At 65.0% G+C, this 25,990-nt stretch carries 14 protein-coding genes; 4 read left to right on the top strand and 10 right to left on the bottom strand.

Annotated features, from left to right (window positions below; translation table 11 throughout):
• Positions 1-90: 90 nt before the first annotated feature.
• Positions 91-1,374, bottom strand: coding sequence for a vanadium-dependent haloperoxidase (locus tag LuPra_RS04375; protein WP_110169622.1), 1,284 nt, complete (start codon positions 1,372-1,374; stop codon positions 91-93).
• A 185-nt stretch (positions 1,375-1,559) separates the two neighbouring features.
• On the opposite strand from LuPra_RS04375, the gene LuPra_RS04370 reads away from it, so the two are divergent.
• Positions 1,560-3,509, top strand: coding sequence for a winged helix-turn-helix domain-containing tetratricopeptide repeat protein (locus tag LuPra_RS04370; protein ID WP_162271293.1), 1,950 nt, complete (start codon positions 1,560-1,562; stop codon positions 3,507-3,509).
• Positions 3,510-3,718: 209 nt separating this feature from the next.
• Here LuPra_RS04370 and LuPra_RS04365 read toward each other — a convergent pair whose 3' ends face one another.
• The 3 genes from LuPra_RS04365 to LuPra_RS04355 form a co-directional block, all read right to left on the bottom strand.
• Positions 3,719-5,179 carry a M16 family metallopeptidase gene (locus LuPra_RS04365; protein ID WP_110169620.1) on the bottom strand — a complete coding sequence of 487 codons (1,461 nt, stop codon included), beginning with the start codon at positions 5,177-5,179 and terminating at the stop codon, positions 3,719-3,721.
• Positions 5,179-6,564 (bottom strand): M16 family metallopeptidase, encoded by a 1,386-nt coding sequence (locus tag LuPra_RS04360; protein ID WP_110169619.1) that lies wholly within the window; start codon positions 6,562-6,564, stop codon positions 5,179-5,181. The genes LuPra_RS04365 and LuPra_RS04360 overlap by 1 nt, the downstream gene beginning before the upstream one ends.
• Positions 6,565-7,002: 438 nt before the next feature.
• Positions 7,003-13,767: an ATP-binding protein gene (locus tag LuPra_RS04355; RefSeq protein ID WP_110169618.1), complete on the bottom strand. Its 6,765-nt coding sequence runs from the start codon at positions 13,765-13,767 to the stop codon at positions 7,003-7,005.
• 354 nt (positions 13,768-14,121) lie between these two features.
• Between LuPra_RS04355 and LuPra_RS33855 the strand changes: the two genes are divergently transcribed.
• On the top strand, positions 14,122-14,244 hold the full coding sequence (locus LuPra_RS33855) for a hypothetical protein (protein ID WP_257724485.1): 123 nt from the start codon (positions 14,122-14,124) through the stop codon (positions 14,242-14,244).
• A 349-nt stretch (positions 14,245-14,593) separates the two neighbouring features.
• Here LuPra_RS33855 and LuPra_RS04350 read toward each other — a convergent pair whose 3' ends face one another.
• Positions 14,594-15,169, bottom strand: a complete 576-nt coding sequence (locus tag LuPra_RS04350) for a hypothetical protein (protein ID WP_110169617.1) — start codon at positions 15,167-15,169, stop codon at positions 14,594-14,596.
• A 961-nt stretch (positions 15,170-16,130) separates the two neighbouring features.
• Between LuPra_RS04350 and LuPra_RS04340 the strand changes: the two genes are divergently transcribed.
• The gene (locus LuPra_RS04340) at positions 16,131-18,119 is read left to right on the top strand and encodes an Ig-like domain-containing protein (protein WP_110169615.1); all 1,989 of its coding nucleotides are present in this window, start codon (positions 16,131-16,133) and stop codon (positions 18,117-18,119) included.
• A gap of 2 nt (positions 18,120-18,121) precedes the next feature.
• Here the strand turns inward: LuPra_RS04340 and LuPra_RS04335 are convergent, their stop codons facing one another.
• The 5 genes from LuPra_RS04335 to LuPra_RS04315 all read right to left on the bottom strand — a co-directional run bounded on the left by LuPra_RS04335 (position 18,122) and on the right by LuPra_RS04315 (position 25,231).
• Entirely contained in the window at positions 18,122-19,210 is a 1,089-nt protein-coding gene (locus LuPra_RS04335; RefSeq protein WP_110169614.1) for a YncE family protein, read from the bottom strand.
• A 612-nt stretch (positions 19,211-19,822) separates the two neighbouring features.
• On the bottom strand, positions 19,823-20,398 hold the full coding sequence (locus tag LuPra_RS04330; RefSeq protein ID WP_110169613.1) for a hypothetical protein: 576 nt from the start codon (positions 20,396-20,398) through the stop codon (positions 19,823-19,825).
• 293 nt (positions 20,399-20,691) lie between these two features.
• Positions 20,692-23,538 (bottom strand): M16 family metallopeptidase, encoded by a 2,847-nt coding sequence (locus LuPra_RS04325; protein ID WP_110169612.1) that lies wholly within the window; start codon positions 23,536-23,538, stop codon positions 20,692-20,694.
• A gap of 747 nt (positions 23,539-24,285) precedes the next feature.
• Positions 24,286-24,900 (bottom strand): hypothetical protein, encoded by a 615-nt coding sequence (locus tag LuPra_RS04320; RefSeq protein ID WP_110169611.1) that lies wholly within the window; start codon positions 24,898-24,900, stop codon positions 24,286-24,288.
• A gap of 1 nt (position 24,901) precedes the next feature.
• Positions 24,902-25,231, bottom strand: coding sequence for an autorepressor SdpR family transcription factor (locus LuPra_RS04315; RefSeq protein WP_110169610.1), 330 nt, complete (start codon positions 25,229-25,231; stop codon positions 24,902-24,904).
• A gap of 66 nt (positions 25,232-25,297) precedes the next feature.
• On the opposite strand from LuPra_RS04315, the gene LuPra_RS34740 reads away from it, so the two are divergent.
• Positions 25,298-25,360 carry a hypothetical protein gene (locus LuPra_RS34740; RefSeq protein WP_470368381.1) on the top strand — a complete coding sequence of 21 codons (63 nt, stop codon included), beginning with the start codon at positions 25,298-25,300 and terminating at the stop codon, positions 25,358-25,360.
• The last annotated feature ends 630 nt before the right edge of the window (positions 25,361-25,990 follow it).

Here is a 25,990-nt window from a genome sequence, read left to right as displayed (position 1 = left end):
CCCGCGTGTCGTGGGGGACGATGCCGCCTCGCGAGGCTCGAGTGGATCGAGCCTCGCGACTGTCATCGGTGGGTCAGGACGCGGAGTCTCTCAGTCGAGCCATCGACCGCGCGGCCGCATGAAGTTGGCAAACACATAGTCGGCCACCGACACGCCGGCCTGCTGACCGGCCTGCTGGTCGAACCGGTAGTGGACGCCGCCGTAGATGCGGGCCATGAATTCTTCATCGGCTGCCTGCTGGAAACCGTCGAAGTGCCGAGTGACGGGAGGTAGCCCGCCGAGCCCAGTCCACGTGATGGCCACTGGCACATCGTTCGTGCCGCTGACGTGCTCGAGGGCGCGCGCCGCACTGGCGCCGATCGTCGCCAGATTGCCGGCATACGACGGGTACGGAGGCGTGGTGATCAAGGGCAGCCAGGTCGAATCTGGCTCGGTCTCGGAATTCAGATCGGTGTCGGCCGCGCGGATCGCCGTCACGGGGCGCCACATGCCGTACACGAACTTGCTCGCTTGTGTCGTCTGGAGAGCATCGTGGATCGAGACGTTGACGAGCACGAACACGCGGGCCGTTTCGACCAGCGACAGATTCCGCTCGAGGACGACATCGCGAGCCACGTTGTTCCACACCGGGAAGAAACCGGTGGTCGTGCCGACGCCTGACCAGAGGCGCGCGATGTTGGTCTGCTCCTCGGTCCGCGCGGTGCTGTCGGACTTGCCGAGGAGCTTCACCTCATTGAGATCCGCAGCGTATCGGCCGCTCGTGAGCGACGGCGGGGGCGGCGGCAGGACTTGTGTCGCCGAGAGCAGCGCCATCGGCAGCGCATGCTGGAGATGGGTGAACGTGGCGGCGGTGCCGGCCGGCGGTGTCGGCTGCCAGCGCCCGGGAAGGAGCGGCTCGGCGTAAGGCGGAAACGCCGGGACAACCCAGCCGTCTTGCTGCCGCCACGCCAGGATCTCCCTGGCGACGTGGGCGCCAATCTCGGCGCCGCGGTGGACGAAGCCGGATGGATGCTCGCCGAGATCGGCCGCAAGGGCTTCGTCGTAGGCCGCGGTCGCCGAGGGATTGAGGGCCACGAGGACGTCATGCGCGGCCTGCGAGGCGGCCGCCTCGGCCGATCCCCACAACCCTGGCCGCAGACGGACCCGATACGGTTCGAAGTCTCGCTCGATTCCGTTGATCGAATCGAACATCGCGATGTGCGCCATCGCGTAGAAACGGGGACTCAGCGGATTGCCCGGCTGAGGCAGCGTGGTCTGAAGAAGCTGGTTCCATTTCAGGACCACGGCTGCGGACGAATGCGTCGCTTGAATGCCGTGTCCCGCCGTAGCCGCCAGGGCGGCTGCCAGCGTCGCACCGAGGATTGTCGTGCGCATCTGCGTTGCTCCTTGGAAGAGCTGGGATTCACTCCCAGGCACCCATGTCAGGCGCAGAAACTACGGTTTGCGCGGGTATGGAAGTGAAACGAGCATGAACCCGTAAGTCCGGATGAAACAAGGTTTACCGACGGCTCTGACTCGCGCGCGTGATGCTGAGATCCGCTTTGCCGCCTGCTCGTCCGATGGCCATCGTCGATGACGGTCGTCTCGTGAGTTTCGGGACGTTCGAGCTCGATCTCGACGCGGGGGTCCTGCGTCGACACGGGCGCCGCGTGCCCCTTCAGGAGCAGCCGGCCCGGATTCTCAGCCGTCTGGTGAGCAGGCCGGGCGAGTTGGTCACGCGCGAGGAACTGAGGCAGCTCGTCTGGACGAACGAAACCTTCGTCGAATTCGACGCGAGCCTGAACGCCGCGATCACCAAGGTCCGGCGCGCCCTCGGCGATTCCGCCAGCGCTCCCCGCTTCATCGAGACCGTCCCGAGACGCGGCTACCGCTTTCTCGCGGACGTGCAGGGGCTGCCGACCGAGCCTGGAGCATCGGCGTCCAGCCCCGTCGCCTTGCCGGCTGCCGTCGCTGCGCCTCTGGCCGCTTCGCCGGGTACTGAAGCTCGACAGATGCCGCTGGATGTGGGCCGGGCACGCAGGACCGCCCTGCCGGGCGTAGTAGTGGCCGGCACGCTGCTTTCCGCATGGCTGCTGTCATCCGGACCCGCGAGACAATCGGCCGCGCCGCTCGTGCGGTCGCTGACTGTGCAGCCCTTCGAGCTGCGCGCGGGGGAGATGCACCCGAACCTGGGAAGCGAGCTGGCGGTTGCGATCGGCAGGCGGCTCGGTCGACTGCACGCACTCACCGTCAAGCCGTGGCCGGCAGGCGCTACCGCCGATCCGCGCGCACTGAGTCGCGAGCTCGGCGTGGACGCCCGGCTGAGCGGGGCCGCCACGCGAACTGGCCAGCAGCTCGCGATCGCGCTGCGTATCGTGTCCACCAACGGCGAGCGCGTGCTCTGGGAAGGTGCCGTCGAGGTGCCCGTCAGCGATCTGATGTGGCTGGAATCACAGATCGCCCAGCGCGTCGCGGCGGGGCTCGACGTGCCAATGAGCGGGAAGGAGCGCGCGGCGCTCGCCCGTCACATGACGGAGAGTCTCGACGCGTATCAATGGTTCCTGCGGGGACGGCTGCACTTCGAACGGCGGACGAGGCGCGACCTGCGTGAGGCGCTCGCGGCGTTCGAGCGGGCGACGGCCAGCGACCCGAACTACGCGCTGGCCTACGCGTGGGTCGCGAACACCTGGTCGCCGATGGGGTACTTTGCCTACGCCCCGCCGTGGGAGACCGGCCCGGCCCTGCGCGCGGCCGCCGAAAAAGCTCTCCTGCTCGACCCCGGTCTGGCCGAGGCGCATCTCAGTCTCGCGTTGGCCTTGGGCTTTCAGGAGCGGCGTTGGGCAGACGCCGAGGCGGCGTATCACCGTGCGCTCGCGCTCGATCCCAACTACGCCACCGGTCACCACTGGTATTCGTTCCATCTCCAGACCGTCGGACGATACGACGAGGCGATGGTCGAGCGACGCCGTGCGCTCGAGATCGATCCGCTGACGCCGATGCCGAACGTCTCGCTTGCGAATCTGTATTCGGCCATGCGCCAGCCCGATCGAGCGCTCGAGGCCATCGATCGGACGCTCGAGCGCGAGCCGCGCATCTGGTTTGCACGCGTGATCAAAGGCCAAGCGCTCATGGAGCTTGGCCGTCACCACGAGGCGCTACGGGAGTTCCTCGAGGCTGAGCGTGCGGCGCCGGACAACTTCATGGCGATAGCCTCCGCCGTGGACGGGCTGGCCGCCACCGGCGACGTCCGCGAAGCGCGGAGACGCGTGGCGCAAGCCGAACGGCTGGCCCGCTCCACTTACGTCTCAGCGTTCGATCTGGGCCTGATGCGCATCGCGCTCGGCGACATCGACCCGGCGTTCGACTGGCTTCAGCGAAGCTGCGACAACAAGGAAGTCCGCTTCGCGTCGATAGGCTTCCACCTGGGAGTCGACCCTATCCGTCAAGACCCGCGCTTCACCGAGTTGCTGGCGTGCGCTGGGCTGCCGCAGTCCTTCGCAAGAGCCGGCGCACACACGAAGCCCCGCTGAGCGGGCACTGAATTACACGGGCCGATCCGCTGGCGTGAAGTCGAGCGCCATGACAAGACATTCCTTGCCCGTCGGGGCGTCCGCATAGATCAATCTGCAGCGTGCGCCTGCTCACTACCCTTCGCGCTCCACTCGGGAGCGATCATGGCGAGTACAACGCGCGCGTGCCCCGGACATGACCTGGGCCGCGTCCGGGGCCGCTACTGCATCTACTTCCCGTCCGCGTCGTACATCTCGATCGGCCCACGCTTCTTCATGGTCTCGGTGATCTTCGCGTCGCCAACGGCCACGATCTGAAGCCTCGACGCGTTCCAGTATTTGGACGCGGCCGCCTGCGCCTGCTCGGCCGTCACGCCGCTGATGAGCGCCGGGTACTTGTCCCAGTAGTCCGCCGGCAGACTGTACATCCAGCTCTGCACGTAGTAGCCGAGCAGCTGCTCCGGCGACTCGAGCGACAGCGCGAAGCCGGCCACGATCGCGCGCTTGTGGTCGTTCAGCTCCTTCTCGGGCACGGGCGCCGTCCGCATGGCATCGATGTCGGCCAGCAGGTCGTTCAGCGCGGGCTCGGTGACGTCGGTGCGCACGCTGGTGCTCGCCGACCACTGGCCACGATGCTCGGACGCGCTGAAGAAGCTGCCGACGCCGTAGGTGTAGCCCTTCTCCTCGCGCAGGTGCCGGAACAGCCGTCCCATCGCGCCGCCGAGCACGCGGTTGGCGACGGTCAAGGGTACGTAGTCGGGATCGGTGCGCGTCATGGACTGAGCACCCACGACGAAGCTCGTCTGAACCGAGCCGGGGCGGGCGATGAGGTACGCCTTCGGCGGACCCGCCGGCACCGGTTCGGCCACCGGCGGCTTCGGCGCACCGGCCTTCTTCCAGGCGCCGATCTTCGACTCGACGAGCGTGCGGGCGGCGGCGAGCGTGATGTCGCCGGCGAACGCGATCAGCGCGTGATCGGGGACGCACCGCGTCCTATGCCACTCGACCATCGCGTCGCGCGTGATCGCGTCAAGCGTTTCCGGCGTCGCCGCGACGCGGCTGGCAGGATGGTCGCCGAAGACCACCTTCGAGAAGCGCTCCTGCGCCAGGAACTGGGGCTGGGTCCGCTGCTGGGTCAGGCCGGCGCGCGTCCGCGTCTTCAGGCGATCCCATTCGTCCGCCGGGAACGACGGGTCGAGCAGGACGTCGGCGGCGAGCTCGAACAGCCTGCCGAAGTTCTCGGTCAGCGCGCTGCCCGACATCGTCGCCTGGGTGCCGGAGGCGCCGCTGCCCACGTTGAGATTCGCCGACATCGTCTCGAGCGCCTGCGAGATCTGCTGCGACGACTTCGTGGCCGTGCCCTCACGCATCATCTGCGCGGTGAGGCCGCTCAAACCAATTTTCGCGGCCGGGTCGTAGTAGCCGCCGGCGCCCGGAATGATCAACTGGAACGAGATCCGCGGCAGCCGGTGATCCTCGAGCACCATCACGCGCAACCCGTTGGCGAGCGTAGCCTCCTGTGGGTGCGGCAGCGTGACCGCCAGCACGGCGTTGGAGACAGGCGCCTTCCCCTTGACCACCATGCCGACGGTCGACGGCGGTTGCTGAGGGCCGGCCTGACCCAGAGCCGGATCTGGCGGCAGCAGCGTCGCCAGTGAGACGGCGAGAACGGCGACAGTGGTCCTGCGCATCACAGTCCTCCCTTCGCCGGCGGCGCGGCCTTTGGCACAGTGATCACGACGGTGCGTCCGGTCTTGACGAGATACTGCCGGGCGACGCGCTGCACGTCCTCGGGCGTGACCTTGGCGATGCGCGCCGCCGTCGTGTTCAGCCGGCCGGGCTGGTCGTAGAACAGCGCATCCTGGCCGAGCGTGATGGCGCGTCCGAGCGCGCTGCCCAGGTTGTTCACCAACTGGCTGCGAGCGTTGTTGCGGGCCTTCTCCATTTCCCACGGCTCGATCGGCCCGGTCTTCACCCGCTCGATCTCGGCGTCGATCGCGGCTTCGAGGTCGGCGACGGCCTTGCCCGGCGTCACGATGCCGACGACAGTGAAGAGCCCCGGGCCGCGGCTCTCACCCGAAAAGGCGTTGACGCTCGGCGACAATTCCTTCTGACGCACGATGGCCTCGTAGAAGCGCGACGACCGGCCATTCGACAGCACGGTGCCCAGCACCTGCAGCGCGTCGGCGTCCGGGCTCGAGCTGGGCGGGATCTTGTAGACCATGTCGAGGCGCGTCAGCCGCGCGAGGCTGTCCTCGAGCGTCGTGCGCCGCTCCTCGGTCTGGACCGGCTCGGTCATGTCCACGACCGCGGGCGCCGGCTGCGAGGGAATCGACTCGAAGTAGCGGCGCACCTTCTCAAGCGTCGCCTTCGTGTCGACGTCGCCGACGATGCTGAGCACCGCGTTGTTGGGGGCGTAGTACGTCTTGAAGAACGACGCCACGTCGTCGACCGTCGCCGCACTCAGATCCGCCATCGAGCCGATCACCGAATGCTCGTAGGCGAAGTTCTCGTAGGCGAGCTCGTCGCGGACCTCGAATGTCTTGCCGTATGGCTGGTTGTCGACGCCGAGCCGACGCTCCTCCTGCACCGCCTGGCGCTGGTTGTCCAGGTTCGGCCCGGTGATTTCGAGCGACCGCATCCGGTCGGCCTCGAGGTAAAGCCCGAGATCGAGCTGGTTGGCGGGCAGGATCTCGAAATAGAGCGTGCGATCCTTGTTGGTCGTCCCGTTCATCGAGCCGCCGTTCGAGAAGATCAGGTACGGGTGCTCGCCAGGGCCGACGTTCTCGGATCCCTTGAACATCATGTGCTCGAACAGATGGGCGAAGCCGGTCCGCCCCTTCCGCTCGTCGCGCGATCCGACGTTGTAGTTGACGGCGATGGCGAAGACGGGCGCGGCGTGGTCCTCCGAGATGATCACGCGCAGCCCGTTCTTGAGCTTCGTGTCGGAGAACTTGATTTCCTTGATCGCGGTCTGCGCGGCCGCCTTGGCCATGCCAAAGACGACGGCGACAGACAGTGCCGTCACGAGCAGGAGCGGACCCGTGGCAACCAATCGCTTGACTGATCTGAGCATGAGAAGCCCCCGGCTGATGGAACGTCAAACATACTCAAATTGCTCAGGTCGTGCCAGGAGTCCGTGGCGCTGCTGCCTGTCCAAGTACTTGCAGCTCCATCCAGAACGGGCGGCTGCGGAGGCGATTGCTCGCCCGCTCGAGCTTGGCGTCAGGCTTGAAGAACGGGACGTCCAAGGGGATTGCACTCGCGTAGGCGTCGGCGCTGGCAATGTGCGCGGCGTCTGGGCGTCATCAGATATTGAGACGAGAGCGGACGCCAAACTTGTGAAACAGGGCTGACTCCCCTTCCAGACGCCGTCTTGATTTGCACCTCGCCGCCCTCAGGATGTACTTCGACTTCCTCTGACGTCCCCGTGGTTCTGAGGACCGGCTCGGGGGACCGAAGGTCTGGCGGGACGGCAGTCATCAGACACTGGTGATGTTCGGATGGCGCTGCCTCAGCTCTCATGTGCCTTCGCGGCGCCCAGGAGAGTAGAACGCACCGCGGCCACGGCGCTCGATGCGTCAGGAGCGCCGAGCCGATCTGAGTACTTTCCGGTCCAGTACTCCAGTTCGCCGATGGCCGCGGTGACCTCGCCCCTCGCAGCCTCGGATGCCGCATCAGCGTATGTCGCTTGGGCGGTCTCGAACTCGTTGGCGAAGAGTAGCGCGAGACCAAGCTCAAACTGTGTTTCCGCGTCAGTCTGCGCGGCAAGGGCCAGCCGATAGGCGGTTACGGCGTTCTCGAAGGCACCGGTCGCCAGGTCGAGATAGGCGCGAACTCGAAGGGCATCAGGGCTGCCGGTAGCCTTGGCTTCGACCAGCGTGCAGTCTTCGATTGCGCCAGCCAACGCCCCGAGGCGTAAGCGGACATGCGATCGGTAGCGGAAGACGTCCGCGCTGTCCATTCCCGCGGTGACTGCGGCGGTCAGATCGGTCTCGGCGCCGGCATAATCGTTCAAGCCAGCTTTGACCAGGCCAAGCGCGAATGACACACGCGATTCCTTCAGGCCGCCACTGATGGCAGTCGTCAGATCGGATCGCGCTTCGACCAGCTTGCCCTGATTCAGGCGAGACACTCCGATCCAGTAAGCGATCTCAGGACTCGCCGCGCCGTCGGCCCCGGCCCGACAGAAGTCCTCTTCGGCGGCCGGGAAGCGCCCGAGAGACAACCGGGCGAGGCCCCTCTGAAACGACACTTCATTGCGCTGGTAACCAGACTCGAGTGCAGCGGAGAAGTCCTCGTCGGCCCCGGAGAATTCGCTGAGCGACAGTCGGACGCGACCACGCGCGAGACGCAGACGCGCTTCGCCGGGCGCCGCCTCGACAGCCCGGCTGAAGTCCTGCTCGGCTTCCTGAAGGTTCCCGAGCCTTTCCCGAACTTCACCTCTCAGCTCATACGCGAGCGCCCCGTAGTCTCTCTCGATCGCCATCGTGGCATCGTCTTCTGCATCGGCGTAGGTTTGCAGAGCCTGACGGACCTGGCCGCGCCAGTAATAGGACCGGGCATCTTGATCGAGTTCGATCGCGCGCGAGAAGTCCCGTAACGCCTCCGCGGCCTTTCCTTGAGACGCCAGCGCTCGGCCCCGCCAGTAGAATGCATCGCCAGTCACGGGACCTCGGTCGATCAACTCGGTGAGATCGGCTTCGGCGTCCGCGTAGCGACGCATCGCGAAGCGGGTCCGTACGCGAAGGCGGCGGGCGCTCGCATGCGTTGCGTCCTGTTCGAGCGCAAAGGAGAAATCCTCCTCGGCGGCCTTCAGTTCCCCGACGTTGAAGCGACAGGCTCCTCGCCAATACGCGCACTTCACGCGATCGGCATGGTAATTCCCGGCGTCGGCGAAGGCTCGCGCCGCGTTCTCGAAGTCGCCCGCATCGAACATCTTGGAACCAGCGTTGAAGAGATCCTCGGCCACGGACGGACGAGCATGCCCGGGCAACAGCGGGATAGCGGTGCGGTACCGGTCGGCGGCCTTGGTCGGATGGCCAAGCCTACTCTCGCTCAAGCCGTATAAAGCCTGCGTTAGCCCATCCAAGGGGTTGACGGTCAAGGCTCTCTCGTACTTCTCGACGGCCGCCTCATGGAGGTCCTGTTCCGACAAGCTCAATCCCCAGCTTCTCCATGACTCAGCGTGTTGCAGTTCGTAGGTCTCAGCGGCTTTGGCATACTGCCGTGCCGCGTCCTCGTACCGTCCGGCGTTCACGAGGATTGCGGCTCGGGCTGCACCCACGGCTCCAGATTCGAGCGTCTCTCCACCATCGGCAGCCGCAGCCAGAACGGTGTCCGTGAATGCAGTGAGGGCGCGGTCGAGTTGCTCCAGGTGTGCCTGCGAGAGCGTCTTTGGAGAGCGCACCACTCTCTCCTCGATCGCCCGCACGAGCATTCCACTTCCCTTGGGTGCGCTGGCGATCAGAATCCGGTCGAACAGTTCGTCAGGCTGACGAGGGGACGTCGCGGCCCTCAGGAGATTCGCGCAGAGATCGGCAAACGTGTCGGCGTCCGTCATTCTCGTCAACAACGCGACTGCAGCGTCGATCTCGCCCGCGTTGATGAACGAACGTCCGACGAGGGCGAGCACCTCGGGGCAGCCGCATTCTTCGGCCATCCGTGTCAGTGGTCGCAGGAGCGTCAGAAACCCGTCCGCGCCGCGGAGATCGCCCTGTATCTCCGCGGCACCATGGGCCACCATCGAGAGCGCCGTCTTCCTGCGCTCGAGATCTGTGATGTAGGTCAAATTCTCGACGCCTTGTGACAGGACGTCGATCGCTTTCGCGCGCTTGCCGGTCCGCCAGTACACGGGGGCGATCAGCGCATTCGGGAAGATGCCCGGCGCGGCCGCGGAATGCCACGCATCGAGCATACGGACATAGCTGCCGCGCGAGAGAATCGCGGCGTGACTCTTAGCGATCTCGGCGACGACCATCCTCGCATCCCACGGGAGCCGGGCGACGGTCGCGCAAGCGCGGCGGAGACCGCCGATCGCCTGAGTGTCGTCAGCGAGGCGTCCGTAGGTCCCGACGATGGCGCAGATGGCGGCGATGCTGGCGGAGCCCCACTGCCAGCTTCCACTCTCCGGAAACACGAGCTCGTAGGCGTCCTGCAGGAGACCAACGGCCACCGATGACTCGCCCATACCCACGAAAGAGCCCGCTATCAGCGCCATCACCTCGGCGCGATTCGCCTGATTGGCCATCGCCGCGAGCGTTCCTTGCAACTGTTCCAGACGCTCACGGGCCGCGTCGGAGCCGGAGTGACGGCTGACTGCGTCGGTTAGGGCGACGAGCATTCGTGTTCGCTCGTAGACGTCGGCGATGTCGGGGGCGAGATCCCACATCTCCTCGACAATCTGTCGAAGTTCGGCGCTTCGCGGCCGGTTCGTGCACGCGCGTGCGACAGCGCTCAGCGATCGCGCGTAGCCCACATCCTCCGACGGTCGTTTGTCGACGACGATCCTCCCCAGCCGAATCAACCACCGCGTGGCCCTCTGATCGTCTGTCAAGCCTCCGACCACGTCGGCCATGCTCTCGATCATCGGCGCGACTCCGACAAACCAGCCGAAACCGGCTTTGAACTGTCGCGCCGCTCGCTCTGCGTCGTCGAGCGTGGCTTCGACGAGCTCGGTGCACTGCAGGCGATCTGCGACCAGGGCGATGTCGCAAAGAACGCCGCATCGCGCGGCTTCTGCCGAGTTTCTCAGCGCCGACTGATGCGCCCGCTCGAGCAAGGCACGCGTCTGGGCGTCATCTCTTGCCGCCCCTGCGCATCGTGCAAGAGCAAGGAGCATGCGCACGACGACGGCCGTGTTCCCGGAATCGACAAGGATCGCCGGCAGGCGCTCGAGGACATGAGCCGCCGCCGATCGGTCGCGAAAGCTGGCAAAGACGTACTTCAAGTGAATGCCGAAGTAGCCGAAGCTATTCGAGTCCGCCGCAGCTCGCGCCGCCTGGTAGAGGCTGCGGCTGGCGTTGTCGACGTCTCCCACCCTTGCGTAGACGGCGGCAGCGCGAGAGTACGCCGCCGATCGATCAACTGCCGACGACAGGCCCTCTGCCACGAGGTCGTGAAGGCGGTCGATCCGTCGCGCCACGTCAGCCACACCGAGCCGCTCGAAACTGCCGGACAGTTCAGACAGAACATGAGACACGGATATCGCATCCCTGAGACTCGCACCGCGTTCAAGCAGCCCGTCCAGGCGGCGTCGCGCGATCGACACATCGCGTAGGCTCGTGTATCCCTGGGACAGATGTGACAGCGCCCACGACAGGTCGAGGTCTTTCCGGACCAATTGCTGGAACTCCCGATCCAGCAGGTCACAAGCGATGTCGTCGCGCCCCGCCATCGAATATCCGCGAGCGAGCAGCGATGCGAGTTCCGTGTGCTCCTGGCCGTTCGAGATGGACTCGAGCGTGGCCCGCACGCGATCGAGACACGCCTGCGCATCATCCGTGGCCAGGCCGCCGTACGTATCGACGCACGCCGAGACGTCGTCACCCGATTCTCCCGACGGAGCCCCGGCCGTGATTGCGCGAGCGAGTACTTGGCTGCTGACGTCCATATCCCCACACGTCGCGTAGCCATGAGCCACGGCGGCAAGAACCTGCGCCTGTACGGCTCGGTCAGCGACATGGCCGACGGCTTCAGAAATCCGCTCGAGGATTCCGCGAATTTCCAGGGAAGCGCCAGCGATGTTCGAGTGTTCGACGATCGCGCTGGTCGCCTGGGCTGGGGTGATGCCGGCAAACCGCGATGGGCGGCCTTCAATGAGCGTCTGGATCAGAAGACTCGTCGCTCGAGTGGTATCGCCCAGCACGGCGAAACCATGTGAAGCGGCCGTGACGACCTTCGACGCCGACTCGGGGTTGGCTATGAGGCTCGAGAGCGACACGACGTGGTCGAGTCCCGCCTTCGCGTCGTCTTTGGCACCGACTGTCGGGAACGTTTGAGCGATCTCGATGAACGTGGCAAGAATCGAACTTTCGTCCTTCCCGGACCGGAGCACTTGCTCGACCTCGCTCAGACTTCGAGTCAAGGCGGCCAAGGCGTTCGGTGGCTGGCCGGCCTCCGCATACCCGGACGCGATCAACCGGTTCGCGCTGGCGCGGACGTGCGGTGCGCCAATCGATTCGCACAGGCGACGCGCCCGCGCGAGAGGCACCGCACCCCAGCGGGTAAGCTCCCGCACCAGACGGTGGGTCGCCTGATCGCGCGTGTCGCCCAATGCCAGCGTCACTATGAGCGCCTCGGCCGAGTCGAAAATCTCCGTCGGGTGAGTGCCATCCGGTGTCAACCCCGCACAGAGATTCAGCAGTCCAATCGGCCGCTGGCCAAGGACGCAGATGACCACCCATCGCCGCCAGGCGACGCTCTCACGAGACTGGACGACCTGTCCGAACACATCGAGCCACTGCTCAAGTCGGGCGAGAACAGCGACTTCATCTGCGAGGCGGGCGCGCCGCTGAGTAAAGGCATACAAGGCCTCGCGATCGGCGAGCCGGACGCACGATGTCAGCAGGACCGAGTAGTCATCTTCGAAGTCTCTCGGCGACAGGAGCCGCTCCAGTTTGGCCTCGAGATACCCCGCGGCGCAGGCATCGACGACGCTGCGATCCTCTTCTCGTTCACTGAGGTGCCGCAGGAAATATCGCAGGACATATACAGGCGTTGTGCTCGGCCAGCCCTTCGCCTGATAGGTCCTGCACCAGGCCACCACACCCTGTTTCGCATCGCCCAGCTCGCGCGAGGAGAACTGTCGTTCCTGGAGCACACGTCGCAGTTCGACGTGCATCAATTCCCAGCCATCCTGACCGGATACGAGGAAGCGCTCTCCAGCGGCGATGGCCTTCACGACCTGGTTCTTGCTCCAGCCGAGGATCTCGGTGAGGTCCTCGGTCGTCATCGGCCCGAGACCGACGACGAACGTGCGAAAGACAGCCCATGCTGAGTCCTTCGTTTCGGCGATCGCATCCAACTGCTCGAACTGCTTGACGAAATAGTCGCGGATGTCTGTCGGGGGATTGTTCTCGAGTGCATCGAGGCGACTGACATCGGACACCGCGTCCTTGCTTACAAATCTCGCCAGCAGTGGAAGTCCCTTCGTCGCTTTCCACACCCGGCGGGCAAGCGCCGACAGTTCTGGTGGGGTTGCGCCCATCGAGCGCAGCAGTTCTTCAACCTCGCCGACTGTGAAGGCACGCAGTTCATGCGCCTGCGCCCCTCTGAGTGGATGGCCCAGGTCGACGCGCAACCTCGGGTCCGGCGACGGTCGCGACGTCACCATTACGTGAACGTAGTTCGTCAACGTCGATGGCAGGTGTCTGATGACATCGGCGCTCCCTTCGACGGCGGCCTCGTCCAGACCGTCGACCAGCAGCAGCAATGGATCCTCCGCGCGCGCGAGCTGCATCGACGATGTCCAGAGCCTGGCGAACTGCGTCTCTATGGCCGGCGACTCGAATGCGATCGGTTCGTCGGCATCGGATAAGGCGAGCATCTGCGCATTCAGAGCGCGCATGAAGTCGATCGAGCGGTTGGCGCCGCCTTCTTGACGCACGAACACAAAAAGCAGCCGTGGCCTAATCGCCGTGGGCCAACGACGCTCCTCGTGACGGCGAACGAGCTCGGCGACGAGGGCCGACTTGCCCGTGCCGGCGCCGCCACTCACAAGCAGGTACTTGGGTTCGCGCTCCTCCGCAACGCGCGCCACCATCGCAAGATCCTCGTCGCGACCGATGAAAATCGTGGTGCGATAGGAGATGATGTGGTCGATCTCGCTGCGATAGTCAGGCCGGTTCAACGCCGGCAGCCTTGGTATCGGCCGTGTCGCCCTCGTCGCGCGAATGGCGGCCTCGAGCCGGCCGGAAAGCGTCGAAAGGGCGGCCTCTGAGTCGTAGGTCAACACCCGCAGGTGTCTGACGTCGAATGGAATGTTGTCTACGCTTTCAGAAATGAGAATCGCCGCTGCCTGGCGAGCCCGTCCCAGTTCGAAGAAGACGTTGGGATTGTTGCCGGTCAGAATGGCGATGACGACGTCTGCCTCGTCAATCGCCTGCAGGACCATGTCCGCGATCGGGCCCGCGGCCGCCATTTCCTTTGGATTGACGAGCTCCAGTCCAGCGGACGTGACGGCGTCGGCGACAGCTCGCTGCACCGCGTCGTACACGTGCGCCTGCTCGCCCCCGGCTCGGGCTGGCGAAAACGGTGTGATCAGGAAAGCAGTGGGCATCCTGAGCCGCAGCCCGGAACGTGCTCGGCCTCGCGAGCCCTCGCCGGGCGCCCCTCAATGTACAACACTGTTTCCCGACTGGGAGAGCCATTCGCGACTATCACGGTGATGACGGGCACCGGACATCCGCGTACGGATGCCACGGCCGAGTGGCCCCACCGTGTACCCGTAACCAGTTGACGAAGCGTCCGGCATGCTGCTGGCCAGGCTCCAAGACTCCACACGGCCATCGGCGATCCAAGGGGTGATCGGCCGTGCGTGGAGTGAGAACGGGCCTGCTGGCCAACAATTGGCGCTCGAACAGGTGGTGGCGCGCCTGCTGGCACTCAGTCGGGCGCAGGCATCCTCACGTGCGTGGCCGTCCTGACCGTGGTGGTGCTGGCGGTGGCGCTTCGTTCGTCCGCGACATCGGACATCAAGTGGCCATCGCGCGAAGGTGCGCTGCGGTTCGCGATTGGCGCCACGCCCGCTCTCTGAAACGCCAAGCGCTGATTCCTGCGTGTTGGGTCCACCTCATGAGCGCCGCAGTCGGCATTGTCGCTGCGGCCGGAATACTGAGCGTCGTTGGGAGCGATCTCCGTCGCCCAGGCGTCGGTCGCCCGAGAACTTGCAATGATAGAGGCGGACCTCAAGTGATTTCGGCGCATGGAGCGGCCTGTCAGCGCAGGCCTGACAGCGTCAGCTGCCTCTCCACTACTGTCATCATCGACTCTGTCAGACCCATTAGAATCTGTAAGTTACTGATTCTATATTGCCAACGCTGCCGTGGCGCCTTGCACCTGATTGCACCAGCGGCGACCGACGCCGTACCGCCCCTCCATCCCAATCACCGTCGATCCACCTTGCCGAGCCTGACTCCGTCTGTACGAGCGTCGAGCGCGTGCAGCAGTTCGTCAACGGCATCACCGAATCCCCAGCCGACACTGTGTGCGCGCACCTGAATACGGCCCAAGCGAGCTCTCACGTTCGCTCGCACTTCCGCGGGCAACGTGTCGAACTCCTTCGCCACGGCGTCCAGACGGATCTGCAGCGCATCGAAGTACGCCTCGTCGCCGTAGCCAAGATCCGCGGCTTGCTCCGTTCCCGCCTCGACGAACGTCAGCATGAGATCGACGGTTCCTGAGGCATCCGCCGTTGCGCGCCGGTACTCGGCGATTGCCGCGGCTGCGTCGCAGACCCTGACCCGACGCTTGCTGAACGGGTCGGGATAGAGCGCGTCGGCGACCAGGCGCCGGTACTCCTCGATGGCGCGACTGTCGGGAGCGAGGCGCGCGTGAAGGAAGCGGCGATTGGCCTCGTTCGCGTCGTACAGGTCGCCAAGCAGCGACACGAGGCCCTTCCGGTCAAGCGCCTCGAGCCGTGCCTTCACCTCGCTCCACTTCTTGCGCCTGGGTTCGGCCATGATCGTTTGGTGCTGTCTCGGTCGCTGACGTGCCTACCTCCGCCGAGCCCAGCGGTAGGCGTTGGTGCATGGCTCGACGCTGGACTCGCACTCCCCAACCCACAGCCTTGTCACCGGCTGATCGCAGACGACTGGGGCATGCCAAGCGCGGTCATCCGATTCAGGACACGACAGACAAGGCTCGCCTCGACGCTCCGGCCACGCCGACTCTGGGCGTGAAGGCCGTCGCCAATGATGGACTTGTAGCGAAAGAAGGCGTTCTCTACGCGGGCCTGCCGATGATAGCCCGAGGCCTTCTGCCATTGGCGCCGCCCGAGCGTTTCCACGTCGGTGATCGCGCGATCGCGCGCGCTCGAGCGCGGTCCACGTCGCGACAACCTTGCCGTCCTCGTTAATGAGATGCATCGGTCCTTTGGCCGGGGCGACGTGCACGCCGACATCCAGCCGCTGACTCCGTCGCGAGAGCGTCCCGATCGCCAGATCCGAGAAGCGTTGCTGCCCGCCTGGTCGACCGGACGGCGCAGCTCCCCAGGCAGCCCTCGCGTCTGGGGTGAGCCACAGCGTCACGTCGCCTCGCCGGACGAGTGCACGCTTGTACGCCCGCCAATTCCCCACGCGATTGTGCGTCTCGTAGGTCGGGTGCACTCTCGACTTCATCCCACGATCATGCCGCGGAGGGCGTCAGGTCCGCCAGCGCACCCGAGGCCGCCGATCGCACGGAGGGCCATCAGCCGTGCACCAACGCCGCGACAAGCGCTGACATCCTCCGCCACAGCGGCACCAGCATGCATCCCAGGATCGCAGCCATGAGCAAGAGTCGGTTTGCCATGCGGGGATCCCGTAGGAGATTCAAACTGGCAGTAGGTGGCCGCGCACGCGCTGAGACGCCCGTTGAGCTCTCCCCGCGGACGGAGTAGAGTGGCCCACGCTCAACCCGTCCTGCTCGAACGAAGGAGAATCCATGCGCGCGCGACTTGTCTCGATTGCGTTGCTCGCCAGCGTCGTTGTCGCACTTGGGGCGCAGGAAAAGCCACCTTCCGGACCGGCGCCTCAGCGGGTTGACGTGACACCCATGACCGCCGAAGCGATCGCCGGCAGCGCGCTGTCGTTCACTGCCGCCGGCATCGATCAGGCCGGCACACGCATCGACGCGAAACCCTCGGCATGGTTTGCCGCACCGTTCGACAGCGCCGTCGCCGATCAGCAAGGCACCGTCACCTTCTACAAACCAGGCGTGGTTACCGTGGGCGCCCTCATCAACGGCAAGGTCGGTTTCGCCAAGGTGACGGTCAGGCGCCAGCCAGTTGTGCGGATCGAGATCGACGCGCCAAAGACGACGATGAGCATTGGCCCTGGAGTGGCATTGCGAGCCATCGCCATCGCGCCAAGCGGCGAGCCGGTATCGGACGTCGAGTACGTGTGGCGTTCCGAATCGCCCGGCATCGCCTCGGTCGATGCCGCCGGCCTCGTGACCGGGGTCGCGCCGGGCACGGCCACGATTCGCGCGAGCACGGAAGGCGCGAGCGCGACCGCGACGGTTCGTATTGGATCGGGTCGCGTCCAGCGCCTGTCGGTTCAGCCGCCCGCGACCTCAGTGCGGACCGGCGATGTCGTCCGGTTCTCCGCAGCCGTGACCGGCGCCCAGGAGGCAGGCGTGCGGTGGTCGATCAGCGGCGAAGGCGCATCAATCGATGCCGACGGCGTCTTCGTGGCTGAACAGCCGGGCAGCTACCTGATCACCGCAATCAGCGCCGATCGCGCCGCCGTCGCAACGGTGGTCGTCAAACCACGCAACGTGCAGCGCGCGCTCGAGGTCGTCGGCCGCGCCCCCGCAGAGGAGTTCCAGACGCTCGAGCAGTGGATAGTCGGCAACTACGCGTATGTCACGTCGGCGATGGCCGGCCGCCTCTGGGTCTATGACATCAGCAATCCCGCAGCGCCACTGAAAGTCGACTCGGTGGCGTTCGATGCGCGCATCCTGAATGATGTCAGCACCACGGCAGATGGCAAGGTCGCCGTCATCACACGCGAAGGCGCGTCCAATCGTAAGAACGGCATCGCCTTTCTCGACACCTCTGATCCGGCGCATCCGAGGGTGGCTTCCGAGTACACCGCTACCGTGAGCGGCGGCGTGCACAGCGCGTTCATCGACGGACGCTTCGCCTATATCACCGACGACGCCACGGGTTCGCTGCGGGTCATCGATTTCCACGATGTCACATCGCCGCGCGAGGTGGGCCGCTGGGCTCCGGATCGCCAGACCCAGACGTTCCGCAGTCCCGAGGGTGACGAGTTCGTCGGTGGCCTCATGTTGCACGACGTGCAGGTGAGGGACGGTCTGCTGTATGCGGGATGGTGGCGCGACGGTCTCATCGTGCTCGACGTCGGCAACGGCATCAAGGGCGGCAGCCCGCAGAAGCCCGTGCTGGTCAGCCAGCTTCGTTTCAACTATCACGAGTTGTATGGGCCCGGCTGGCTGGCCGGTGCGCATGCGGTGTTCCGGTACAACAATTATGTATTCGTAGGCGACGAGGTGTTCCCCGCTCAGTTCGATCTGTCGAGTCGCGATCGCATTCCCGTGCAAGGCATCGTTCACGTCGTCGATGTCACCGACATCGAGCGGCCGCGACGAGTCGCGACGTATGACATTCCGGAAGCCGGCGCGCACAACATCTGGGTGGAAGACGACGTGATGTACATGGGTTACTACAACGCCGGCGCCCGCGTCGTCGACGTGTCGGGTGAACTGCGGGGCAACCTCTATCGTCAAGGCCGCGAGATCGCCCGCCTGTGGACGGGCGATCCGAAGGGATGGCGTCCTAATCTGCCGTTCTGCTGGGGCGCGCAGCCGCACAAGGGCCTGATCTATTTCAACGACATCAACAGCGGGATCTGGATCACGAAACTGCCGCAGCTGAAGAAGCTCACGCCGACGAACACGTCGCAGTAGCGTCAGCGAACGTCGATACCGCCGGCCTGCGGCGGCACCTGCGCGGTGGCGGCGATCGTCAGGCCGGCGAGATCGATCGCGATCACGGAACCGGATTCGGCACCGATGCCTTCACTCGAGACGAAGGCAAAGCGATCGTCCGCACTGATCGCCACGCCGTGCACGGCGCGGCGGGGCGTGGCAAGACGTGCGCGTTCGCGGCCAGTCGCCAGATCGAGAACGGACGCCGACTGGTCGCGGCGATTCGTCGCGATCAGCAGCCGTCCGTCACGCGTCGTGGCGAGGTTATAGACACCATTGCGGGCGCCGATGCGCCGCCGAATCGATCCCGCCTCGACACCAATCTCGACAATCTCATTCGATCCATTGCACGCCACGAATAGCGCCGACCCATCGGACGAAGGCTGCACCCAGGTCGGCGAACACGCCGCACCTGCCGGGGTCGACACATCGGCACCATGAGCAGCCGCGTGACTACCGGCATCCGCCATCGGACTGAGTCGAAATTCCCGCGCCACGCGCAGCGTGGCGGTGTCGATCTCGACCACGCGATGGTCCATCATGCACGCCGAGTAGTGGCGCGTACCCTGCGGGTTGAAGCGGGATCCGTGCGGCATGCGGCACGTCGTGACGCGCGCGAGCTCGGTCATCGATTCCGCGTGCACGATGGAGACACTCGACGGGACGGGGTCGCCATGGAGGTTGAAATTCACCACGTACACGAACTCTCCCGATGGGCTGACCTGCAGAGTGGCAGGGAACATGCCGAGCGTGGTGCGCCCCACCACTTGGTGGGTCGTCGTCGAGTACTTCCAGAGCACGCCGTTCGGCTGCCCGTGCGCAATCGACACGAACAACGCCGTGCCGGCAGCATTGAGCGCCAGGCCGTGTGGTCCGTCGATGTCGACTGGCATCACCCCGGTATCGAACTGCCGCTCGAGATGAAAGGCCGCTCCATCGAAGCGGAGGAGAGAAATCTTGTCTGCCGCTTCCGAAGCCACGTAGACGCGGTAGTCGGGCGCGGGCGCTTGGGCTGCTGGGAGCGCAACAGCAACCGAGTACGCGACGAACGCCGTGACGAGCCGGATCATCGGTGACAGGTATTGGACAAGCGCGGTCGTTGATGCAGGAGCCTCATTCGGCACGTTTGAGGGCGCTCGTGGCCTGGCGTCGAAAAGGCAAGGGGTTCCAGTGAAATCGGTCTCGCGCGTCGCGATCATCCACGACACGACCTTGACTGGCAAGAACGACTCTTGCACGAACCCGCGGTTGTGTTCCTGGCGTAGCTCAAAGGAGTGCCCGGCCAACTTTGGTTTGGCGGAGAGGGTGGGATTCGTTCTCGACGAACCCGCACAGCTCAAGGGTTTAGGCCGGATCGGAACCGCCAGAAACCACCAGATCCTCTAGAAACCTGAGTATCAGGTACGAAGCAGGTACAGTGCAATCGCCCATTCCTCTACCTTGAACGCGAGTGGACGGAACCACCTTGCAGGTCCTGCCGCACCGGCCACGGAAGGACACAGACGAACAGATGTCCACGTGTTCAGTGGGCTGAGGCGCATTCGAACGCCAGCTCTCCGCTGACGCCGTAGTCACCCGTCCACCGGCTCGGATCACGTCCGGCAGCGCACTGGTGCTCGATGGGAGCAAGGCGGTGGCCCGGGCGCCCGCGATCTCGATTTCACGGACTGGTGTTGCGCCAGCTAGAACGGGCTGAAGTACTCTCGCGCATCCTTGGCCTTCGTCGCTTCCACCCAGTTGTGGCCGGCCCAATACTCGCTCGACGCCCACTTATGGGGCTTCTTGTGAACCGATTGCACGTGCACCTCTCCCCAAGCTTTTACTTGCTGCGTGCTGTCCATCTGGGAGTTCAGCGGCTTGGTGTAGCCGTAGACGCGCGCGAGCATGTATTTCTTGTCAGAGAACATGTGCTTGGCAAACTTCTTGGCAAACGACATCGTGACGCCAACCGGCGCGCCGCTCTCACACGCGAAGATCTTGATTGCTCCTGAAAAGATCTTTTTCAGGCCGCTGGTTTCGAGGGTATCCGCAACTTCCTGATAGGTAAGGTGGACGTTGTCGTCGTTGCTGAGGGTGTTGGATCCAGCGCTGCAGTGCCCGAAGATATAGATCTCTCCGAAGACTCTGCTTCGAACGGCGTTTACGGGATTGCCGGTGTAGTGATCGACTTCGAAGTCGCCCGTTGCAGTCCAGCTCTGCATCTTTGCGGTCTCCGAGGCAGTAATCGCCGGCCACGGGAAAAACACCAACTTGCTCATGAACCTAACTCCTTCCGGAATGTATACCGTGTCGTCAGGACAGACTGAAACCTTTTCACTTGCTACGTGCCGATGCGGGTGAGTAAAGGCTGCGAGCCGAGGAATCGAGCACCGGACCGCGCAAGTATGCGTGGGCGCTCAGCCGTAGTCAAACTGGGACAAGCGTCCGGTCGACGCGGATCGCCACCTTGAGATCGAAGTTCGCCGGGTCGAGGCCCACTCGACCGCGTACGCCGCCGAAATCGCCGGTCGTGTCGCGTTCTGGAAGGGCGCCACCGTGCGGCCAAAAGGGTTCACGGCGTGTTCCCTTCCGGCATCAGCACGACCTTGACGTAGCGCTTCACATTCAGATAGGTGTTCGCGGCGTCGCGCAGCAGGGGCACGCTCAGTTGATCGTACAACCCACGCAACGTCGTGACATCCGGCACCGGTTCGTCGTACTGATAGGCAAACGCCAGCTTGTTCAGAATCGAGCTGTTCTGGCGGCTGTCGATCTCCAGATCGCGCCGCAGCGCCGCTTGCTCGTCCGCCACCTGGCCGGCGCTCGGCCCGCGTGTCTTGAAATCGTCGACGACGGCAAACAGCGCCTTGACGAGATCCGACGCGCGTGCCGGGTCGCAGGCGAACATGATCGAGACGCTGTACTCTTCGACCGGCTGCTTCGTGAAGGCTGGCACGACGCTGACGCCATACGTGCCGCCGAGATCCTCGCGCAGCACGCGCTGCAGATTCCCCGCCAGCGTATCGGCCATGCTCCGGACAATCAGGCGGTTCTTCGGATTGTTCTCGAACGGCCCGGTAAAGACGACTCCGACCTGGCTCTTGGGCGTCGTGCCCTTGTTCACCAGTTTCTCGACGACGTCGCCCGGCGGACGGATGCCGACGTCTCGACCGGCTTCCTTGCGATGGAGCGACGGCAGGCTGCCCAGGTAGCGCTCGATGAGCGGCTTGATCGTCGCCAGGTCGAAGCTGCCGACGAAGACGAACGTGAAGTCGCTGGCGTCGGCAAAGCGGTCTCGATAGAACGCCATCGACTTGTCGAGGCTCATTTGCGCAATCGCCTCGCGCGTCAACGACAGGGCGCGCACGTGATTCTGGCTGACCGCGGCCGTGAGCGCGTCCTCGAACGCCGCTTCCGGAAGCGCCTGGCGGTTGGCCAGCGCCGCGTTCAACTGCTCAATCGCGGTGCGGAATGCTTCAGCGTCCGGACGTGGCTGGGTGAACGTCAGATAGATCAACTGGAACATCGTCTCCAGGTCGCGGTTCAACGCCTGGCCGTTCAGTCCCTCGAACATCTCGTCGATGTCCGGACGCACGAGCGCCGCCTTGCCGGCGAGCTTCTTGCTCACGTCGATGGCGCTCAACGTGCCGAGCCCACCCTGCGCGACGATCCGATCGGCCGTCTCGGCGGCGATGAAGTCACCATCGGCCGCAAGAGAGGTGCCGCCGGGACTGAAGGCGCGAAACAGCACCTCGTCCTGCTTGAAGGTGGTCGGCTGGAGCACCACGCGCACGCCGTTTGACAGCGTCCACTCGGTGAGGCCGGACGGCCTCGATTCCGCCTTCGCCACCGAGCCCGGCTTGGGCAACGGCTCGAGCAGTGGCGTCGCACTCACGGTGTCGACATAGGCCGTCAGCGCCGCCGCGCCCGCGTCCTTGATGACGGCCCCCAGCGACGCCTCGGTCGGGATGGCCACTCCGTCCTTGCGTGGAGTGGTCACCGACACGACACGGTTCCGCTCGGGGACCCAGTCGCGGGCCAGGCCATTGACGTCGGCAAGGGTGATCTCCGGCAGGAACCTGCGCGCGAGCGCGTACTCGTAGGCGATGCCCGGGATCGGTTCGCCCTGCGTAAAGCTGCGGACGAACTCGTCGGCGAGCGATTCTGAGGTGTGCTCGTCGGTGGACGATGCGAGCTGCTCGAACACTCTCAGGATGGTCAGCCGGTAGCGATCGAGCTCCGTCTGCGTGAAGCCGAACCGGGCGACACGATCGGCTTCGGCAAGGAGCGCCGCCAGTCCCTTTTCAGCGCCACCATCCGGCACGAGGGCGCTGAGCGTCGTGGTTTCGGCCGACTGCACGAAGAGTCCTCGATTGGTCTGCGCGGCCAGAAACGGCGCGCCGGGCTTCTGCGCCATCTCCGAGAGCCGTGCGGAAAGGAGCGCCGCGAACGTCCGCTCGATCGTCATTCGACGATAGGCGCCAAGCGTCGACTGGTCGCGCGCCGACATGGTGCTGGAGACGCCGACGGTCGTCCGCGTGGCCTCGGGGTCGGCCGCGATTGTGTAACGCGTGCCCGGCTGATCGGGTACGTCGTACACCGGTCGCGGCTTGGGGGCGGCGGCAGCCGGAATCGATCCGAAATGCGCCTTGATGAGCGTCTCCATGGCGGCCGGATCGAAGTCGCCGACGACGATCACAGCCATCAGGTCGGGTCGGTACCAGTCGGTATAGAACCTCTTCAGGCGATCGTAGGGGAACGTGCGAATGGTCTCCGGCTTGCCGATGGGCAGGCGCTCGGCGTAGCGGGAATCCTTCAGCAGCACCGGCAACTGCGCGTCGAGGATCCGGGCGTTGGCACCGAGACCCGTGCGCCACTCCTCGAGGATGACGCCACGCTCCTTGTCGATCTCGGGCGGTTCGAACGACACGGCGTTCGCCCAGTCCTCGAGGATCAGCAGGGATCTGTCGATGACGGCAGGGCTATCGGTCGGAATCCGCAGCTCGAAGACCGTTTGATCGAAGCTGGTGTTGGCGTTGATGTGGGCGCCAAAGCGCATACCGGTCGACTGCAGGAACGCGATCACGTCGTGCTTGGGAAAGTGACGCGTCCCGTTGAAGGCCATGTGCTCGACAAAGTGCGCCAGCCCCCGCTGGTCGTCGTCTTCGAGGACCGATCCGGCGTTCACCACGAGCCGGATCTCGGCCCGGTTCTGCGGCTGCTTGTTGGCGCGGATGTAGTAGCGCATCCCGTTCGAGAGCGTGCCCACCGTGATCCGTGGGTCGACGGGAACGGTGGCCGTTAGGGGCGCGTCGTGCGCCCCGGACACGACGGCGCGCTGGCCCGCGGCGGCCAGGCCGGTGCCAACGGTGAGTGCCGAAAGCATCACGATCAACGGAGTGCGGGTGCACACGGTCATGGACCAATGGTTCCACAAGTCGCCTCAGCTCCTGCACGTAGTCTGGATTCGCCCTCGCAGAACCCAGATGTCGGGACCGAGGCCTCAGAGAATCCTGGTCGGGCGTTCACCCTGGCGCGGGCTGGAGCGATCCCGGTCATGCGGTCCGCGTTCTACGGCATGTCTCGTACTCGCGGTGACGGCGCGCGGCTCGGAGCAACGCAGGAATCGGGACATGACCGTCAGCGCCGCTTGCAAGGAATCGCCCTCAGATTGCGTTCATCTAAGCAGGCGAGAACGCCGGGACGGTGGAGGGGTGGTCCGCCTTCGCCAAGGCTACGGCGGACGCCATCCTTCGCCGCAGCACAGGGCGAAGCCAGCCGTAGCTCGCCGAACTCAGTGTCGCTTGGTGCGGGGTCTTGTTAGTCAGGTCCTTTAGAATCTGCAAGTTACAGATTCTACATTGCCAACGCTGCCGTCGGTGCCACGGCTGCCGTGGCGCCTTGCACCTGATTCATCGGCTACTCCGACAAGCCGCGCCCCAACCGCAGCACGACTCTGATGTCGGCGGGCTGTGTGTGTCTGCTGCCGCCCGCCAGCAGGATGATCACCGCGCGGCCCCGTCGGTGAAATACATGAGATACCCTGGCCCGCGTCGTCGCAGCAGCGGCGGCGCACGGTCCAACTCCTTCGTCAGCCCAGAGGTTTCCTGTGGGCGGCGGCAACGACAGACTCGCCGTCGTCCGTTCGGTCACAGCGGCTGTGTGGTTAGTTCAGGCCCGGTGCGTGGTGGCGCGGCTTGCGAAGCCGTAGGAGTTGCACGATCGTCACGAACATGGCCGCAACAACCAGCGCCATCGACACAGGCTCCGCCGCGTCGATCGGCAGCGCCAGCCACGCCGTCGCGAATCCAAGGCCGCAGAGCGCCCATGTCCAACCAGCAAGCCGCTGAAACGCCTGTACTCTCGCGCCGTCGCACTGCATCGATGACGTCGGCGGGAGCTTCCTCGGGATGGCGTTGCCGGTCACGGCCAAGTACGCACCGAGGATGATCATGGTCGTGCGTCGCCCGCCGTCTGGATCGTCCACGACGCCATACGCGTGCGCGAGTGTCAGCGCCAGCGGAATGATCATCATCAACGCGCCGAACGCGACGGCGCCGGTAACCGAGGCGACGCTCCGAGCCGACGCGGCATCTCCCGACGATCGGCTCGAGGCGAGCTGCGAGCGGCGCTCCACGGCGACCATGACCACGAACATCACGATGGTTGCCGCCCACGCCCATGCCGCATCCGGTCGTGCGTTCCAGTTGGCGAGGGCCAGCACGATACCAATGAGTGGCAATGCCGACGCGGCCCGCGAAGAGATCCAGTTCAGTGCCATGTCAGGCTTCTCCTTTGACGGGCCGCTTGGCCACCTTGTTGTGATTGACGCGAGTCGACCGCTTCGATTCCAGGCCCCACCCGAGGGTGTGGGCAAACCCGAGCAGCGCCTCCTCCAACACCGACATCACCAGCCGGTAGATGATCGTCCGTCCGGATTTCTCCGCTTCGATGAGCCCTGCCACCTGCAGCACGGCGAAATGGGCTGACATGGTCGGCTTCGACACGGCGAAGTGATCCGACAGCTCTCCCGCCGACATCGGCCGCTGCCTGAGCAATTGCAGGACGCGACGGCGTGTTGGATCCGACAGCGCTTTGAATACCTTGTTCACTGATCCATATTTAGCTAACAATCGAAAGATTGTCAAGCGGGAGCAGGACTCTGGAACGAGAACCATGTGGACGAGAACTACGATCCCGCGTTTCTCGACGTCATGGCCGTTCTGGTTGAGCGAGCATGAAGGTCGTCATCGTTAACTTTGAAACGCAAGGTCCGCACGATCAAGAAGGCCAGGAGCGGGATCGCGATCGCGTAAACGTACTGCGTCCGCGACACGCCGATGCCGAAGGGAAACCATATGCCAGCCACGCCGATCGGATCGAGCAACTCGCCGCCGAACAGCCCGGCCATTATCGACGCCAGGGTGACGAGTGCCAGAATCCGCGCGGGCCCGACACGGACGATGCGCGCGACGATCGCGACCAACAATGCGATCGACCCGAGCCGGCTGCCGCTCGTCACGCTCGGCGAATGGACCTCGGCGCCGATGACCCCGGCGACCGCCAGCACCACTGTCGCGACATCGATGCTTCGCCACGGACGCCCGGACCAACGGTTCCAGGCCAGCGTCCAGGCGGCCACCGCTGGCACCCACATCACTGACGCCAGCCACGCATAGGTCGCCCGATCCATCAGATCGGTCCATGCCGTGATCGCGTTGTTCAGCCGCCTGACTGCCGTAAGTGCCAGCGCGATGCTGGCCAATATCAAGAACCCCCCGTGGCTGTTGCCAGACCGGCACCCGAACGCCAAGCCAATGAGTGCCACCATGGCGATCGGCTCGATCACATCAACGATGTAACCGGCGATG

This window comes from Luteitalea pratensis (assembly GCF_001618865.1).
In the GTDB taxonomy this organism is placed as follows: Bacteria; Acidobacteriota; Vicinamibacteria; order Vicinamibacterales; family Vicinamibacteraceae; genus Luteitalea; species Luteitalea pratensis.
This window is presented reverse-complemented; position numbering and strand designations above follow the sequence as displayed.